Origin of the sequence: Burkholderia sp. LMG 13014 (assembly GCF_905232215.1) — a bacterium.
GTDB lineage: Bacteria > Pseudomonadota > Gammaproteobacteria > Burkholderiales > Burkholderiaceae > Burkholderia.
On the sequence record NZ_CAJNKE010000090.1, the window covers coordinates 1 to 15,949 of the forward strand.

General features: G+C 60.0%; 12 protein-coding genes. 1 reads left to right on the forward strand and 11 read right to left on the reverse strand.

Features of this window, described 5'->3' with window-relative positions:
* Nucleotides 1–1,174 (forward strand): mechanosensitive ion channel family protein (locus JYJ84_RS12875; protein WP_205189206.1); only part of this gene is annotated, 1,174 nt, incomplete at its 5' end.
* Nucleotides 1,175–1,225: 51 nt separating this feature from the next.
* Here the strand turns inward: JYJ84_RS12875 and JYJ84_RS12880 are convergent.
* The 11 genes from JYJ84_RS12880 to JYJ84_RS12925 form a co-directional block, all read right to left on the reverse strand.
* Nucleotides 1,226–2,614 (reverse strand): TolC family protein, encoded by a 1,389-nt coding sequence (locus JYJ84_RS12880; RefSeq protein WP_236027655.1) that lies wholly within the window; start codon nucleotides 2,612–2,614, stop codon nucleotides 1,226–1,228.
* A 43-nt stretch (nucleotides 2,615–2,657) separates the two neighbouring features.
* On the reverse strand, nucleotides 2,658–4,001 hold the full coding sequence (locus JYJ84_RS12885) for an HlyD family type I secretion periplasmic adaptor subunit (RefSeq protein WP_175222969.1): 1,344 nt from the start codon (nucleotides 3,999–4,001) through the stop codon (nucleotides 2,658–2,660).
* On the reverse strand, nucleotides 3,998–6,184 hold the full coding sequence (locus tag JYJ84_RS12890; protein ID WP_175222968.1) for a type I secretion system permease/ATPase: 2,187 nt from the start codon (nucleotides 6,182–6,184) through the stop codon (nucleotides 3,998–4,000). The genes JYJ84_RS12885 and JYJ84_RS12890 overlap by 4 nt, the downstream gene beginning before the upstream one ends.
* Nucleotides 6,185–6,289: 105 nt before the next feature.
* Entirely contained in the window at nucleotides 6,290–10,894 is a 4,605-nt protein-coding gene (locus JYJ84_RS12895) for a calcium-binding protein (protein WP_122948031.1), read from the reverse strand.
* 5 nt (nucleotides 10,895–10,899) lie between these two features.
* Nucleotides 10,900–11,451: a hypothetical protein gene (locus tag JYJ84_RS12900; protein WP_164462730.1), complete on the reverse strand. Its 552-nt coding sequence runs from the start codon at nucleotides 11,449–11,451 to the stop codon at nucleotides 10,900–10,902.
* 155 nt (nucleotides 11,452–11,606) lie between these two features.
* The gene (locus tag JYJ84_RS12905) at nucleotides 11,607–12,149 is read right to left on the reverse strand and encodes a hypothetical protein (protein ID WP_175222967.1); all 543 of its coding nucleotides are present in this window, start codon (nucleotides 12,147–12,149) and stop codon (nucleotides 11,607–11,609) included.
* 484 nt (nucleotides 12,150–12,633) lie between these two features.
* The gene (locus tag JYJ84_RS38240) at nucleotides 12,634–12,765 is read right to left on the reverse strand and encodes a hypothetical protein (protein ID WP_265343101.1); all 132 of its coding nucleotides are present in this window, start codon (nucleotides 12,763–12,765) and stop codon (nucleotides 12,634–12,636) included.
* 23 nt (nucleotides 12,766–12,788) lie between these two features.
* Nucleotides 12,789–13,202 (reverse strand): hypothetical protein, encoded by a 414-nt coding sequence (locus tag JYJ84_RS12910; protein ID WP_122948032.1) that lies wholly within the window; start codon nucleotides 13,200–13,202, stop codon nucleotides 12,789–12,791.
* A 23-nt stretch (nucleotides 13,203–13,225) separates the two neighbouring features.
* Complete coding sequence (locus tag JYJ84_RS12915; protein WP_122948033.1) at nucleotides 13,226–13,633, reverse strand: VOC family protein; 408 nt, start codon at nucleotides 13,631–13,633, stop codon at nucleotides 13,226–13,228.
* 35 nt (nucleotides 13,634–13,668) lie between these two features.
* Nucleotides 13,669–14,073: a hypothetical protein gene (locus tag JYJ84_RS12920; protein WP_205183965.1), complete on the reverse strand. Its 405-nt coding sequence runs from the start codon at nucleotides 14,071–14,073 to the stop codon at nucleotides 13,669–13,671.
* Between the two features lie 269 nt (nucleotides 14,074–14,342).
* A complete protein-coding gene (locus JYJ84_RS12925) occupies nucleotides 14,343–15,854 on the reverse strand; it encodes an aldehyde dehydrogenase family protein (RefSeq protein WP_122948034.1) in 1,512 nt (503 codons plus the stop codon).
* Between the last annotated feature and the right edge of the window lie 95 nt (nucleotides 15,855–15,949).

Below are 15,949 nucleotides of genomic sequence, written 5' to 3' on the forward strand. Positions count from 1 at the left end.
TGCCGCCGTCACGCTGGCCATCGTCGCGGCCCTGATCGCGCTGCTGATCGGCTACATCACGGTCGCGCGCTTCATTACCTACGAGCTCGTGTGGTTCGAGATCGTGCTGGGCGCCACCTACATCCTGATCCAGTTGATGCGCGACGCGAGCGAAAGCCTGTTCTCGTCGAGCCTGTCGACGGGCCAGCAGATCAAGAACCTGTTCGCGCTCGAAGACCGGCACCTCGACCAGGCCCGCACGGTCCTGTCGGGTTTCAGCACCAGCCTGCTGATGCTGATCGCGGCCATCGCGCTGCTGACGGGCGGTTTCGGCACGACGCCGGGCGACCTGCTCGACAGCGCGGTCGCGATGATCGGCAGCCAGCGGCTGCAGAGCCTGAACATCATGCCCGACCGGATCATGAACGCCGTGATCGGGTTCGCGATCGGCTTCTACCTGCTGCGCTCGCTGCGCCGCTGGCTCGACAGCGAGTTCATGCCGGCGCTCGGCATGGATACGGGGATGCGCGTGTCGCTGATCACGCTGTTTACCAACGTCGGCTACGTGCTGCTCGTGCTGATGACGCTCGGGCTGCTCGGCGTCAGGTGGAACAACCTCGCGTGGATCGTCAGTGCGTTGTCGGTGGGTATCGGTTTCGGCCTGCAGGAGATCGTGAAGAATTTCGTGTCGGGGCTGATCCTGCTGACCGAGCGCCCGGTGAAGGTGGGCGACATGATCAGCATCGCGGGCGTCGAAGGCGATATCCGCCGCATCAACGTGCGTGCGACCGAGATCCAGCTCAGCGACCGCTCGACCGTGATCGTGCCGAACTCGCAACTGATCTCGCAGAACCTGCGCAACGTGACGATGGGCAACAGCACGCAGGGCGTCGCGACGCTGGTGCTGACGTTCCCGCTGAACACCGATCCCGAGCAGGTGCGCGACCTGCTGCTCGCCGCGTATCGCTCGCATGACGCGATTCTCGAGAAGCCGGCGCCGTCGGTCACGTTCAGCCAGCTCACCCCGGACGGGATTACGCTGAGCGTGACGGGTTACGTGGCGAGCCCGCGGATCGCCGGTTCGACGAAGAGCGACCTGCTGTTCGAGATCCTGAAGCAGTTGCGCGCGGCCGGGATCACGCTGTCGAGCCCACAGATGCTGGTTGTGCAGAACATGCCGGTGGTGGAGCAGTGAGAAAAGACGGCCCGCTGCGCACGGCGGCCGTCTCTACCGTCGCCTGCTGCGCTACCGGAGCGCCCACCGCCCCATGACACCTGCGCTGGCAAACAGCCGAAGCCGTGCCGCTTCCCACTCGGCCTGCGTTCGCACCCGTTCTTGGCGTGCATCTGAAAGCGCCGCCTGCGCCGAAAGCAGTTCCAGAATGTCACCGGCGCCAAGCGCGTAACGATTGCGCGCCGATGCCAATGCTGCTTCCGCAGCAGCCAGCAAGCGTGCGGACACATCCAGGTTGTCCGCGGTCGTCTCGGCATCAGCATGGGCCTTCAGGACATCGCGCAGAATCTGCTGTTGCGTATCGAGAAGCCGTGCGTGCGCCTGTTCAACCTGGGCCTGCGCTCCGCGTATCCGATACGTGCGAGAAAATCCCTCAAAGAACGGAATCGTCAAAGTGAGGCCGATGCTTGTCTGCGTCGCCCGCACCGACTGCAATCCCTGATTTGGATAGCCGTTCCTCGACAACGTGCCGCTCAGATCCAGTGTCGGCATCCCCTCCGACCGAACAGTCGTCACTTTCGCTTCGGCAGCCTTCCATTGGGCCCGAGCCGCCTTGATTTCCGGGTGAGAGCTTTCCGCCACGCTAAGCCACTCGCTTAGCTGGCGCTCTGCATCCATCGCAACCGGCACGACGGCCTCCTCGACCTCGATCCGCGTACCCACAGGCAGCCCCGTCGTAAAAACCAGTTCTGCACGTGCGCGAGCCACGTCCCCGCCAGCACGTCGTGCTACCAGCGTCGCCTTGGCCAACGCCGTCTCCGCCTGCAACGCGTCTGCTCGGGATGCGACGCCCCGTGCCAGCCGCTGACGCGATGCCCTCAATGTCGCCTCAGCCAATGCCGCGGACTCGGTACGCGCCACGAACGCCGCTTGCGCATTCTGGAAATCGAAATAGCTTCCGATGACCTCCACAACCGTCTTTTGCATCGCGGCGTCGTGACCAGCCAACGCAGCCGTCAGCAGTTGTTGCGCCGCGGCGCGGTTCGCAGCCCGCCCACCAAAGTCGAGTAACCGCCAGTTCAGGCTCGCGTTCGATGTCCTGCCGGCGCCGCGCGTATTCATCGTTGGTGCGTCCGGATATCGGTTATAGGTCGTCAGTTGGCTGATCGATCCGCTAACGGTCGGAAGCCACGCCGATCGGGCTTCGCCCAGTGCGGCCGCCTGGATCTTGATCGATGCCCATGCAACCCGAATTCGCGGACTGAGGCAAAGTGCGAGGTCGATCGCATCACCAATCGTCAGCGGCTTCGTCAGGTCGACGGATGAAGGGCACCCAATCGGCGTGTCATCACCCGGCAATCGCGGCCCGACATCCAGCATGGGCGGACGAGTCAGCAACGGATCGACGAAGCCGTCCGGAATACCACGCGTTTCTGCATTGCATGCAATCGAGATGAACATCAGGCCGCAGATCCACCGACGCACACCGGTGCCACTCATGTTCCTAGCGCTCACGCAAACTCTCCCGCGCGTGCTGCAGCAACGGCGACAGTACATACTCGATCACCCGCCGCGTACCGGTTCTGATCTCGGCACTGCCCGACATGCCCGGCGACAGTGCGATCTTGCGACCATCCACCACCAGCGCCGAGCGATCGAGCACAACCCGCACCGAGTAGACAAGGCCCTTCTTCTCATCGTCTATCGCATCGCGCGAAACGTGACTCACTGTCGCCGACAGCGTGCCGTACTTCGTATATTCGAATGCGTCGATCTTCACGCTTGCGGCCTGCCCTTCCTTCACGAAGCCGATATCACGGTTGTCGACGAACGCCTCCATTTCCACCGAGCCGTCTCGCGGCACGATCTGCATCAGCGGCTGCGCGGCCGGCACCGCTGTCCCGATGGTATGAACGGCAAGCTGCTGGACGGTTCCGTCGATCGGTGCGGTCAGGCGTAGCAGTTCTCCATGCGCCTCCGCTCGCCGCACGTCTCCCGCCGACGCATCGATGATTCGTTGTGCGTCATTCAGTGCATCCTGTGTATTCCTGCGCGTCTCGGCCACCAGGGCCGCGCGTTGGTGACGTGCATCCGCAAGCTGTCCCGCTGCATCGATGCGCTGTTGCTCGGCCTCGATCCATGCGTGCTCCGCAACGTCACGAGACTTCATCAGCTCTGCATAGTCGTCAGCACGACGCGCCGCAAGCGGAGCTGCCTGACCGTACCGACGAATTTCGCCGTCGAAACGATTCCGTCGAGCGACGAAATCGCGCCATTGATCCCGCAAATGTCGCTCGACCTCGCGCCGGCGCTCGGGCGACACGCCTTCGACATCCGCCAGTCGGGGTTGTCGCCCTGTGTCGATCGCATCGATCAACGCGCGGGCACGCTCGGCTTGCAGCACCGCATTCAGCCGGTCTCCGTCCGCTCGCTGACGTTCGGCGTCGATCACGCGCGTATCGAGATCGATCAGCGCGTCACCGGTCTTCACGACCTGTCCGTCTCGCACGTGCAGCGCTCGCACGCTAGCGACCTCGACCGCCGCCAGTGTCTTGGTTCGGGAGGCTGGAATGATCTTGCCACCACCGTCGACGACGATGTCGATTTTCCCGAAATACGACCAGACGATTGCCGTCGTCACGAGCAGAATGAGGATGCGTGCGACCCACCGTCCCGCCGGCGAAACAGGTGCCGCCTGGACAGACAGCGCCGCCGGCAAGAATTCGGCCTCGTTCGCGTTGAATGCCGGCAGCGTCATCCGATGGCGTCGCTTCCAGCAGTGACGCCAGACATCGCGATAACGCCCGAACAGTTCGCGCCAGGCCCCTGCCTGCTGTCGCACGCTCATGTCCGCGCCTCCGCTACGTCGCGACCGCCCTGTTGCAGCGAATACAAGTGTGCGTAGATGCCATCCTGCTTGCGCAGCAGTATGTCGTGCGTACCGCTTTCCACGATCTGCCCGCGATCCATCACGAGAATCCGGTCGGCGTCGCGCACTGCAGAGAGCCGATGCGCAATGATCAGCACCGTGCGCCGTGCGCAGATGTCACGCATGTTGGCCTGTATGACGGCCTCGGATTCGTAGTCGAGCGCGCTGGTCGCCTCGTCGAATATCAGGACGCGTGGATCGGTCATCAATGCGCGAGCAATGGCGATGCGCTGCCGCTGTCCGCCCGAGAGCCCGGTGCCATGCTCGCCGACGAGCGTGTCGTAGCCCTCCGGAAGCTCGCAGATGAATTCGTGCGCACCAGCCAGCTTCGCCGCATCGATCACAGCGTCGATCGATGCAGTGGGTCGAGCTAGCGCGATGTTGTCCCGTACCGAACGGTTGAACAGCGTGTTTTCCTGCAGAACAACGCCAATCTGCTGCCTGAGACTCGCCGTATCGACCACTGCGATATCGTGCCCGTCGACCAGCACTCGCCCGCGATCCGGCACGTAAAGCCGTTGCGCGAGCTTGGTCAGCGTGCTTTTTCCCGACCCGGAGCGGCCCACGATGCCGATAACTTCCCCCGCCGCGATCCTGACGGAGATCTGCCGGATGACATCACTCGCATCCGGCCGGTAGCGAAACGATACCTGGTCGAACTCGATGGCACCGGCGAGACGCGGTACTCGCGTCTTTCTGGCGGCGGTTTCAGGCGCGGTGTTCAGGATATCGCCGAGTCGCCCCATCGAAATCCCCACCTGTTGAAAGTCATTCCACAGCTGCGCAAGACGCAGTATCGGGCTGGACACCTGCCCCGCCAGCATGTTGAACGCGACGAGCTCGCCGACTGTCAACCTGCCGTCCATCACCAGCGTGGCACCTAGCCACATGATCGCCGCCGTCACCAGCTTGCTGATCAACATCACGCCACCGCTCGCAATCGTGGCAACGTTGGTCGCGGACAGGCCCGCACTCACATAGGCGGCCAGTTGACGATCCCATCGATCCGTCCAGCGTGGTTCGAGTGCCATTGCCTTGACCGTGTCGATCCCGCTGATGGTTTCGACGAGGAACGACTGATTCTCTGCCCCCTTGTTGAACTTCTCGTTCAGGCGACGCCGAATGACCGGCGTAAACACGATCGACAACAGCACGTACAGCAGAATCGAAACAACGACAATCAACGTGAGCCATGCGCTGTACCAGAGCATCACGCCGAGGAAAACGAACGAGAACGCGAGATCCATCACCAGCGTGACGGCGTTGCCAGTGAGAAACGCGCGAATTTTCTCCAGCTCGCGAATGCGGGCGACAGAGTCGCCGACACGACGCGCCTGAAACCAGGCCAGCGGCAAAGCCAGCAAATGACGGAAGAGCCGTGCGCCTAGCTCGACGTCGATCTTGCTGCTGGTATGCGCGAAGACCCACGCTCGTATCCCCGAAAGCGCAGCGTCGAACAGCGTCGCGCAAATCAGCCCCACGGCGATCACGTTCAACGTCTTCATCGCGTGGTTGACCAGCACCTTGTCCATCACCACCTGGAAGAACAGCGGCGTGGCGAGGGCAATCAATTGCAACACCAGAGAAAGCGCGAGGACTTCGCCGAGCAGTTTCCGGTACGTGACGATTGCCGGAATGAACCAGCTGAAATCGAAGCGCGCGAGCGTACCTGCAATGCTGCTCTTGCTCGTGAAATAGATGAGCTTGCCGGTCCAGATCTCCAGCAAACGCTCTTGCGTCAGCACGCTCGGCGCCTCCCCCGGAAACTGGACAAGCACCCGAGGCGCACGCGTTCCATCCCCGGCCTGATACTGTCCGACCACGAAATAGTTCCTGTCGCCTTTCGCCTGCGCGACCGCAGGCAACGGCGCCCGATCCAGCCGTCCGGGGTTCTGTTGCACGACCCGGGCCGTCATGCCGAGCGAACGCGCGCCACGCAGGATCGTCTGAGTATCAAAGCGACCGAAGCCGAATTCATGCCGCAACGCAGCTTCGTCGGCTGCGATGCCGTGCAGGCTGGCCATCGTCAGAACGACTGCGAGACCGGAGTCTACGTCCTGCGTCGAAGACGACACAGGATGCTGGAGAACAGAACTGTCCATGAGGAGAAAGGCGAGGCAAGGAAGGGAATACGGTGCGGCCAGGCAGCGATCCGCCCGGTTGGACGTGAGGTGCAACCGGACGGACTGACCTCCAGGAACGGGAAATTAACGCCAGCTCGTCGCAAGCGTCGGCGCAAGCGCGGCCTGATAGTCCGGGGACAGTGTCACTGCCCCCGCAGCCGGCGGCGACCAGACCGCCATGGCCTGTACCAGCTTTTCGACATCGGCATTGACAAGCGTTCGGCCATCGTCCAGCCGAACCTGCTCGATCTGATACCGGGAACCCAGATACCAGTCCCGGACCGTGGCGGTATCGCTGGTGCCGAGAATGCTGATCTCGAGATCGTTGCCGACGTGGCGAAACCACAATTGATCTGCGGACACGCCGGCCCCGATGCTGATCACATCGTTGTTGCCGAGCGTCTCGTCATCGTCCCGGATCGTGTCGCGTCCGGACCCTCGACCGAATCGGTAAGTGTCGTTGCCCAGGCCACCGACCAGGATGTCATTGCCGGCACCGCCGTCGAGAACATTGTTACCCCGGTTGCCGATGATCGTGTTGTCGAGTGCATTACCGATACCGTCGATGTCCTCGTTCCAAAGCTTCAGTGCCTCGGCCGTGTAGATCGCATAGGCGTTGGGTACATTCGCAGCCGACCTGAGTTCCTGAATGCTGATATAGCGAGTCATGTCGCTGACGCGCTGGCGGCCCGAGTCCGCGATATAGAAGCCTTTCAGTTCGCCGTTGGACTCCCCATATACCGCGCCAGTCACGGTAACAACGTGATTCACGCCGCCACCGTCGAGATAAGCGCTATCTCCCCAAAGCCGGCCCGAGTTCAGCGCCAGTATCACGCCGCGGCCGCTACGGATGAGGTTCGCGACCGCCTGCTCGTCGTATCCTGCAAGCAAACTGTTCGCAATGCCATAACTCTTCAGCAGTGCCTGTTGCTGAACGTAATTCGATCCGCCGCGCTGATAGTCCGTTGCAGTCGGACTGGTGACTGCCCATTGGTTGTCGATCGCGCGCCTGACGACCTCTCCCTCGGTGGTCGGCGTGCCGGTCTGCGTGAGCAGATTCGCGATCGACGTCAGTGCACATGTCCCCTGGAACCTCGGAACAGCGTCACCCTGCATGTAGTCCAGTTCGTTGGCCTTCGGATACCCGTATACGTGAACGGCCACGCCGTCGACGAGCCCTTTCTCCGGCTTGCCGAAATCCAGCAGATTCAGGTTCTCGACGTGATCGCCCAGCGTGTAGCTGATCTTGCTCTGGACCGTGTCGATGCCCTCGTCCGCCAGCTCAACCACCCTATCGCCGACGTTGTCGACGTAGTAGGTATCGTTGCCTTTTCCACCGATCATCGTGTCCGCGCCCGTGACGCCATCGAGGATGTTGTCGGCACTGTTGCCGACGATCCGGTTGTCGAGCGCATTGCCGGTGCCGTTGATGGCGAATCCTTCGACGAGGCGCAACTCCTCGATGTTGGCATTGAGGATGTAGTTTGCGCTGCTGATCACCGTGTCGTAACCTTCGTTCGCATACTCGAGGATCACGTCGTTGACACTATTGACGATGTAGGTATCGTTGCCCAGCCCGCCTTCCATGTGATCCGCGCCTGCACCCCCATCGAGATAATCGTCACCGAGGCCACCGAGCAGCGTATCGTTGCCCTCGCCACCGTACAGATAGTCGTCGTCGGATTCGCCGGGGGCCAGCGTTCTCTTCGCCTCGTTGTTCCCTGTAAAGCCAACCAGCAGATCGTCGCCCGCGCCACCGTACAGAATGTCGTTTCCAAGCTGACCGAACAGGCGATCGTTGCCATCGCCGCCGTAGAGCCGGTCGTTGCCGTCACCGCCCTGCAGTTCGTCGTTGCCGGCCTCGCCGTAAAGCAGATCGTTGCCGAGGCCGCCCAGGATCAGGTCGTTGCCGGCTCCGCCGTAAATCGTGTCGTCATCGGTTTCCCCCGCCGACAACCATTGCTTCGCGTCGTTCGAAGCGGTGAACCCGACGAGGATGTCGTCGCCGTCACCTCCCCAGATCACGTCATTTCCGGATCCGCCAAAGATCTTGTCGTTGCCGGCGTCACCCGAGAGTGCGTCGTTGCCGTTACCGCCGTTCAACTCGTCGTCGCCCGCGCCACCGAAAAGCCTGTCGTCGCCGTCGCCGCCGTCCAGGAAATCATGGTCGTTGCCGCCGTCGAGGTAATCGTTCCCGAGCCCGCCATACAACGCGTCGTTGCCGTTGCCGCCATACAGTACGTCGTTGTCGGATTCGCCCCACGACAACGTTTGCTTCGCATCGTTGCTTGCGGTGAAGCCGACAAGCACATCGTCGCCGTCGCCACCCCAGATCACGTCGTCGCCGGCTTCACCGAAAATGCGATCGTGGCCGGCCTCGCCGAGCAGCCTGTCGTTCCCCTCGTTGCCGTGCAATTCGTCGTTGCCGGCACCACCGAACACCGTGTCATCGCCTTGGCCGCCGTTGACGAAATCCGCGCCGTCACCGCCATCCATGTAGTCGTTGCCGAGACCACCCCACATCCGGTCGTTTCCTGCGCCACCGTACATGACGTCGTCGTCTGTTTCGCCCGGTGCGAGTGTCTGCTTGCTTTCGTTCGATGCGGTAAAACCCATCATGACGTCATCGCCGTCGCCACCGTTCATGATGTCGTTGCCGGCCTGGCCGAACAGGAAGTCATTCCCGGCGCCACCGTCGAGCACGTCGTTGCCGGCGCCCCCCTGAAGTTCGTCGTTACCTTCCTCCCCATACAATCTGTCGTCGCCGTCATAGCCGTACAACGTATCGTTGCCCGTGCCGCCCCACAGATTGTCGTTGCGCCAGCTACCGCCCATCACGTCGTCGCCGTCACCGGCGAGGAAATTCACGAGCAGGCTGCTGTTGATCCAATGGCCGTACGACGCGTAGTAATTTGCATCGAACACGTCGTTTCCATCCGTGCCGATCAGGTAGCTTCGATTGTTGTTGTTGACCTTGATCTGGTTCTTGCCGAACAGGATGAACTGGCTGGAGTTGATCAAGTACACGTTGTCGTGGTCGCGTAATGCTCGATAGTTCGAGAACGGAACCATCGGAGCAAGGTAGATTCTCCCCGGCTGGCCGGCGACGTCGCTTCCCTTGGACGGCGCAGGGATGGGTGCCGCCGCGTACCGGCTGTTGCCTCGGGTCACGAGGTCGTAATCCGTCTCGCGGATCTCCGAAATGCCGGCCTGACCCAGCGTCCGAAACTCACCGGCGTCGCCAATGCCGTCCTCGTTGGCATCGACCCAGACCTGCAGGCCGTTCAATTCAGCGCCGGAGAGCTTGCCGTCGCGGTTGACGTCGAGGGAGCGGAGCTTGTCGGCGTTCAGGCCTTGCCGGTTCGCGTCTAGCAACGTCGGTGTTCTGACCGCAATCGAGGCTGCGGTGTCCAGCGCCGCGCTCTTTGCTTCGTAGAAGGCGCCGATCGGATTGTGCCAGCCAGGCGGCATGGTAAACCCGTAGTCGTTCTTGCCACCGTACGTCAACGTTTGCGAGATGACCTGACTGAGATTTAAATATCCTGCACTACTAAGTAATCCGCCGGCGCGAAATCGAGAAAGCAGGCTATCAGCAAGGATGGCATCTCGTGCGTTGGACAGATCGTAGCGCTGGCCATTGTTCAGGAGGAAGTTGCGATCGGAGGTGCCGTCGCCGTTGGTGTCTTCGCGTATTACGCTTGCGCCGTTGCCGATGCGGGTTTCGGTTTTGATGTTGTCGAATGTGCCATCGCCGTTGGTGTCGGTTCGAGTGGTCGTAACTCGACCATCATCGTCATAACGGATCTCCTGAAGCCTGGCGCCGCTCGTCGCGAACCGCACATATTCCGCCATCTGGCCATTCGGACCATATAGCGTTGCGGAGCTCAGAGCCCCGCTGTTGTACATATTGGTCTGCGTCGCGCCGGTAGAGAACGTCAACGTCGTGGTCTTGATGAAACCTGTGACGTAATCCAGCGAATAGCTCATTCCGATAACCGGCGCTTGTGACAAACGCTTAGCCGACGCGCCATAAGCCGCGCCATTTTGCTCATAGTACGTGATATCGGGATCTGCACCCGGACTTGCGCGAGCCAGGTAATTTCCTGCCACCTCGATCATGGCCTTCTCCAACACGTCGGCAGACATCTTTCCGACGTTCGCGTCATAGACCTTGGTTAGCACACTATTGAGATCGAATCCGGGAGCCGTGGGGGAATCCGGGCGATCTCCCAATACAGAAATCACTCCACCACCGTTTTTTGAAATTTCTCGGGCCACTCGCCAATTGTTATAGGCCGCCTCGGATTCCTTTGTCACCCCGACCAACGCTGCCAAATGGAAATCGTCGCGCATTTCGGTCGCATACTTCTTTTCTCGAGTCTGGTCAACTGTATTGTAGATGTAGTGTCCGATCTCGTGACTTAAAATACCGACCAAGACATGCGGTTCAAGCCCATCAAACGCAACACCTCCATACGCGCCAAACACAATACCCGATCGCCTGTGGTCCCAGAATATCCCCGATTCACGCTCATTCACCACAATTTTTTTCAATCCCCCATCAATAACACCTTCATTGTATTGAATAATCTGAGAAACGAGAGTTGGGCTTTTATTTATCAAATCAACAACATCCCTCCCTAGCTTCATGTTTGCAAACATCACCTCATTTCCGGTTATCGACACCATAAACCTTACCTCCTCTCACGATTCATTGAGACACCAACAAGATTGACGCAACCATACATATCAATCGAAAAAGCAGCACTTGAATTCACTGCTGAATTCTCATACGCATAACCCCACCGTGACCAATGAGCAATCGGATATCGCTCAACAATACCAAACACATCAACCAAATCGTAAGGCGTGGCGCAGATCACATCACCATTAATTGAGAACGATAATCCGGCCCTATAGAAATCCCTACCCTCTGGCCAATAGATGCGGTAGTCCGCACCATGCCCGCTGTACTCATTAGACGAAGAAATTTCCCTTACATCGACACCAAAACCAACAATCAATCTTTCGCCGTGGCCATAGACTGGATTCTTCGCACCCGCCTTGTAATTTATTCTCAGACGACTCGCAACAAATTCAACATTCTGGAGATCACCAGAATCCACAACAGCCTTAATATCCGCCAAAATCTGCCTCGACGAGCGGGCCGGCAAATCCGTGAACGAACCAGTTACGCATGCAGAAATCAAAGGCAAAATCAAAAATATAGCTCTCGAGTCACTCATAACGCACCCTACCAACCCGACCTGAATTTTTGCACTTACTTTACAAGCCACTCCTCGCAACAGCGCTTATGCATCGACCTTCCCCATCCCATCAATTAGACCAATAATTTCAAAACAAAAGCTTTCACCCTCATCAAATCAGCCACCAACCCACATCACGGTCGCATCAGGACCCCTTGATTCAAACCCACACGACTGAGACATCCACCAAAACCAAATCTGAAAGATATTCGAATCAATCCATTTCCACTCGGATTGTAAGTAACCCCCTCATTTCCATATTTAATAAAATCCCTCTCCCCAACACCAAACACATCAACTACATCAATTTTTGTCATACATATTCTTCCAGTTTCTATCTGAAAGCCCATCAACACCCGTGTTGGATCGCCATTTTTCGGATAAAAAACACCGTAGTCGAATTGACTTCTATCTCCATACTCTTTCGCCTGACGAGTCACACCACGCTCTACTCGATGCCCTGAAACATTCTGCTCGCTAATGTTCCAAACATCCGCGTCTTCTCTAATATAAAAATCAACGCGCAGCTTCTTACCAACCATGTCAGCATTTGTCAGATCATTCGAATCAACAACGCTCTTTATATCTCGAAGGAAATCACCTTGACTGCGAATTGGAACTTCGTCGACCGACAACGAAACACACCCCGAAATAACAAATATGGCAAGCAACTTCATCGAAGCCAGAAGTTTACTGATACCCAGCCGGGTTTCAGAAACGTCAACCTGACCATGCGCCGGGAGTTCACTACCGCTCTTATTCCGTTTATGTCAGCACCATTTTTCCATATGGATATCTAATAAATATTTCCAATTTCTATCAACTCGAAGATCAGAATCACCCTACCTACCAACGAAATCGAACATCACAAAGATATAGAAAGAATTGAAAGAAAACAAGAAATCCATTTATTTTCATACATATACGAATCATTAGAAACGATTCCGTACTTGTCCGACTCCTCGTTTCCGGAACTTCACCGACGATCCAACTCGCGCTGAAACATCTCAGAACATGCCATCCAACCCTGCCAACCCATCAATCGTTTCCCCGAAAACAAAAAAGCCGGCGCATGGCCGGCTTTTCCGCTTGAAACAATAGCGACTCTATATCCATCTCAATCTGAAATCAGCGCCAGTAACACGCCAATCCCGCGCCGCATCAGACGTCGAACTTCACGCCCTGCGCCAGCGGCAGCTGACGGCTGTAGCAGTTGCGCGCGGCAGGGATCACGCTGTCCAACCCGCAGATGCTGATTGTGCAGAACATGCCGGTGGTGGAGCAGTGATGCACGTTCCGCGCCGCGCGCATTCGCGCTAGACAGGCTGTCCGCGGTCGATGCGCAGGTTCGCGACATCGTCCCCGGACACCACCCATTCATGTCCGGCCTGCGTCATGAATGCGATGGCATCGCCCGCTCGCCGGGCGGCGACGAACGGATCCGACGTCGTCGACATCACGATCCAGTCGACCCGGTGTCCCGTTCGCTTGTAAAAGAATCCGTACGACCCGTGCGACGCACCTTCACCGCCCGCATAGGTCACTCCGTCGATCTCGATCGAAAACCGTTCGAACGCATCGGTGACCTCCGATGCGTCGATAGCGATCGCTTCATCCAGATCCAGCCGCGAACCGGCCACCGTGTAGCCGATCACGCGTGTACGGCTGAACGCAATGCAATCCGCTTGAAAGAGCGATTCATCCCGTATCAGGTCGGCGAGCGTCTCCATTCATCTTCCCCGTCTCGATCCGGTCAGTCGATCGTGACCGTCTCCGGCCAGCCGTAGACGATCTCGTCGTTCTGCTCGTCATCCTCATCGCACCGGATCGTGATCAGGTTTCCGCTGGGATCCAGGACGTGCGCTGCGTAGCCGGCCCGCATGCGCGCGATCTCCGTGAACGTCGCGCCGATCTCCTTCAGATGCCGGCAAAAGACACCGAAGTCCTTTTCGACCCAGATCTGCAGGATCGAGATGCCGCTTACCGGATGGTGCTTCTCACGATAGACGAACAGACCGGCTCCGGCGTCGCCCCCGAACAGGACCTCCTGATCGTCTACAACCTGAAAGCCCAGGCCACGCCCATAGAAATCCACCATGGCCCGAATGCCCTTCGGCTTCACCGGAATGACAAACCTGACCTTGCTTTTGATGTCGTCCATCTCGTTCCGCCTGCTTGCAGTTGGTTACGTGGTATTCAACCCGATGCCGATCGACCCGACACCTTCGTCAATGGCGGCAACGGAATCCCGCCCTGCTCGAGAACGGCGATCGCGTTGCGAAGAAAAGCCAGCGGCCGATCGGTTCTCGCGCCGTACAGATCGACGATCCCGACCTCGACGACGGTTTCGACCAACGCCATGAACCTTGGCAACTCGCCGTCCGGCAGTGCCGATTCGACACCGGACGGAACCGGATCGCCCCTGCCGTTCAGTTCGAGCAAGGCCCCTTGGCGCGCCCACTCGGGCAGGCTCCGGGCGACCGCGATGGCATCGAGATGCGCGAGGAGGGCATCGATGGCCGCGTGCGAACACCCGTTTGCGTCGCAATAGCGACGCAAACACGAAGACGCATAGACCTGCATGTCGACCGGCGACAACATCGCCAGTCTCGCGAGAAGCTCGTTTTCGTTCACGATCTCGGTACCGTCAGCCAGGACCGGTTGATCCGTTCGCCGGAGCAAGCGTCTGTCGACGTGTGACCCGCGCGCGTTCCCCGCCCGTCATCGATCCATCACTCGCGCCCATCGCCCCGATCGGCGCCCACGCGCACGATACCGCATTGCGCCGCTCCAAAACACAAAGGGCCGGCACCGCCACGCGGCAGCCGGCCCTTTCTACTCACGCGCAGCGCCGAAACCGGCGCGCCGCATCAGACGTCGAACTTCACGCCCTGCGCCAGCGGCAGCTGACGGCTGTAGTTGATCGTGTTCGTCGCGCGGCGCATGTAAGCCTTCCACGCATCCGAACCCGACTCGCGGCCGCCGCCCGTTTCCTTCTCGCCACCGAACGCGCCGCCGATTTCCGCGCCGCTCGTGCCGATGTTCACGTTGACGATCCCGCAGTCGCTGCCCGCTGCCGACATGAACTGCTCGGCCTCGCGCATGTCGTTCGTGAAGATCGCCGACGACAGGCCTTGCGGCACCGCGTTGTGCAGTTCGATCGCGTCGTCGAAGTTGTCGTAGACCATCACGTACAGGATCGGGGCGAACGTTTCGCGCTCGACCACTGCCGATTGCTTCGGCATCCGCACGATGGCCGGACGCACGTAGTACGCATCCGCGTGGCCGATGTCGACACGCTCGCCGCCCTTCACTTCGCCACCCTGCTCGCGTGCATCGCCCAGCGCCTTCTGCATCGCGTCGAACGACGCGCGATCGACCAGCGGGCCGACCAGCGTGCCTTCTTCAAGCGGGTTGCCGACCTTCACCGACGTGTAGGCCTTCTCGATGCGCGGCAGCAGCTGTTCGACCAGGCTGCGGTGCACGATCAGGCGGCGCAGCGTCGTGCAGCGCTGGCCGGCCGTACCGACCGCCGCGAACGTGACGGCGCGCACCACGAGATCCAGATCGGCGCTCGGCGCGACGATCATGCCGTTGTTGCCGCCGAGTTCGAGGATGCCGCGCGCGAGACGCTGGCTCAGCACCTTCGCGACTTCCTGACCCATCCGCACGCTGCCCGTCGCGCTGACGACCGGCACCTTCTTCGACGCCGTCAGCACCTCGCCGACATCGCGCATGCCGAGCACCAGCTGGCTCAGGCCCTTCGGCGCGACGCCCGGATGCGTCTTCTCGAATTCGCGGATCGCCTTCTCGAGCAGCACGTGGCATGCGATCGCGGTGAGCGGCGTCTTCTCGGACGGCTTCCACACGACCGAATCGCCGCACACGAACGCGAGCGCCGCGTTCCAGGCCCACACCGCGACCGGGAAGTTGAACGCCGAAATCACGCCGCACACGCCGATCGGGTGCCACGTTTCCATCATCCGGTGGCCCGGGCGCTCGGACGCGATCGTCAGGCCGTAGAGCTGGCGCGACAGGCCGACCGCGAAATCGCAGATGTCGATCATTTCCTGCACTTCGCCGAGCCCTTCCGACGTGATCTTGCCGGCTTCGAGCGTGACGAGGCGGCCCAGTTCGGCCTTGTGCTCACGGAGCACGTTGCCGAACACGCGCACGAACTCGCCGCGCACCGGCGCCGGCACCGTGCGCCACTTGAGGAATGCGTCGTGCGCGGCGTCGATCTTGCGCTCTGCGTCGGCCGGCGTATCGACAGCCAGCGTCGCGAGCGTCGCGCCGTCGAGCGGCGAACGCGCGGTCAGCGCATTGCCTTTCCACTGGGCGAGATCGATATCGAGCGCAGCAAGAATGTCGTTGAATTGCATCACTTCCTCTTCAGGGACAGATTGATCGGTGCGGCGGCAGCGCCGCCCGCGTGATTCGATTGGAGCGCGTTCGCGCGCCCTGTGCAAGCGGATGC

Excerpts from the sequence above, each read along its gene's own strand:
- JYJ84_RS12880 (WP_236027655.1), bottom strand. The coding sequence starts at position 2,614 with ATGTTCATCTCGATTGCATGCAATGCAGAAACGCGTGGTATTCCGGAC.
- JYJ84_RS12885 (WP_175222969.1), bottom strand. The coding sequence starts at position 4,001 with ATGAGCGTGCGACAGCAGGCAGGGGCCTGGCGCGAACTGTTCGGGCGT.
- JYJ84_RS12890 (WP_175222968.1), bottom strand. The coding sequence starts at position 6,184 with ATGGACAGTTCTGTTCTCCAGCATCCTGTGTCGTCTTCGACGCAGGAC.
- JYJ84_RS12895 (WP_122948031.1), bottom strand. The coding sequence starts at position 10,894 with ATGGTGTCGATAACCGGAAATGAGGTGATGTTTGCAAACATGAAGCTA.
- JYJ84_RS12900 (WP_164462730.1), bottom strand. The coding sequence starts at position 11,451 with ATGAGTGACTCGAGAGCTATATTTTTGATTTTGCCTTTGATTTCTGCA.
- JYJ84_RS12905 (WP_175222967.1), bottom strand. The coding sequence starts at position 12,149 with ATGAAGTTGCTTGCCATATTTGTTATTTCGGGGTGTGTTTCGTTGTCG.
- JYJ84_RS12910 (WP_122948032.1), bottom strand. The coding sequence starts at position 13,202 with ATGGAGACGCTCGCCGACCTGATACGGGATGAATCGCTCTTTCAAGCG.
- JYJ84_RS12915 (WP_122948033.1), bottom strand. The coding sequence starts at position 13,633 with ATGGACGACATCAAAAGCAAGGTCAGGTTTGTCATTCCGGTGAAGCCG.
- JYJ84_RS12920 (WP_205183965.1), bottom strand. The coding sequence starts at position 14,073 with ATGTTGTCGCCGGTCGACATGCAGGTCTATGCGTCTTCGTGTTTGCGT.
- JYJ84_RS12925 (WP_122948034.1), bottom strand. The coding sequence starts at position 15,854 with ATGCAATTCAACGACATTCTTGCTGCGCTCGATATCGATCTCGCCCAG.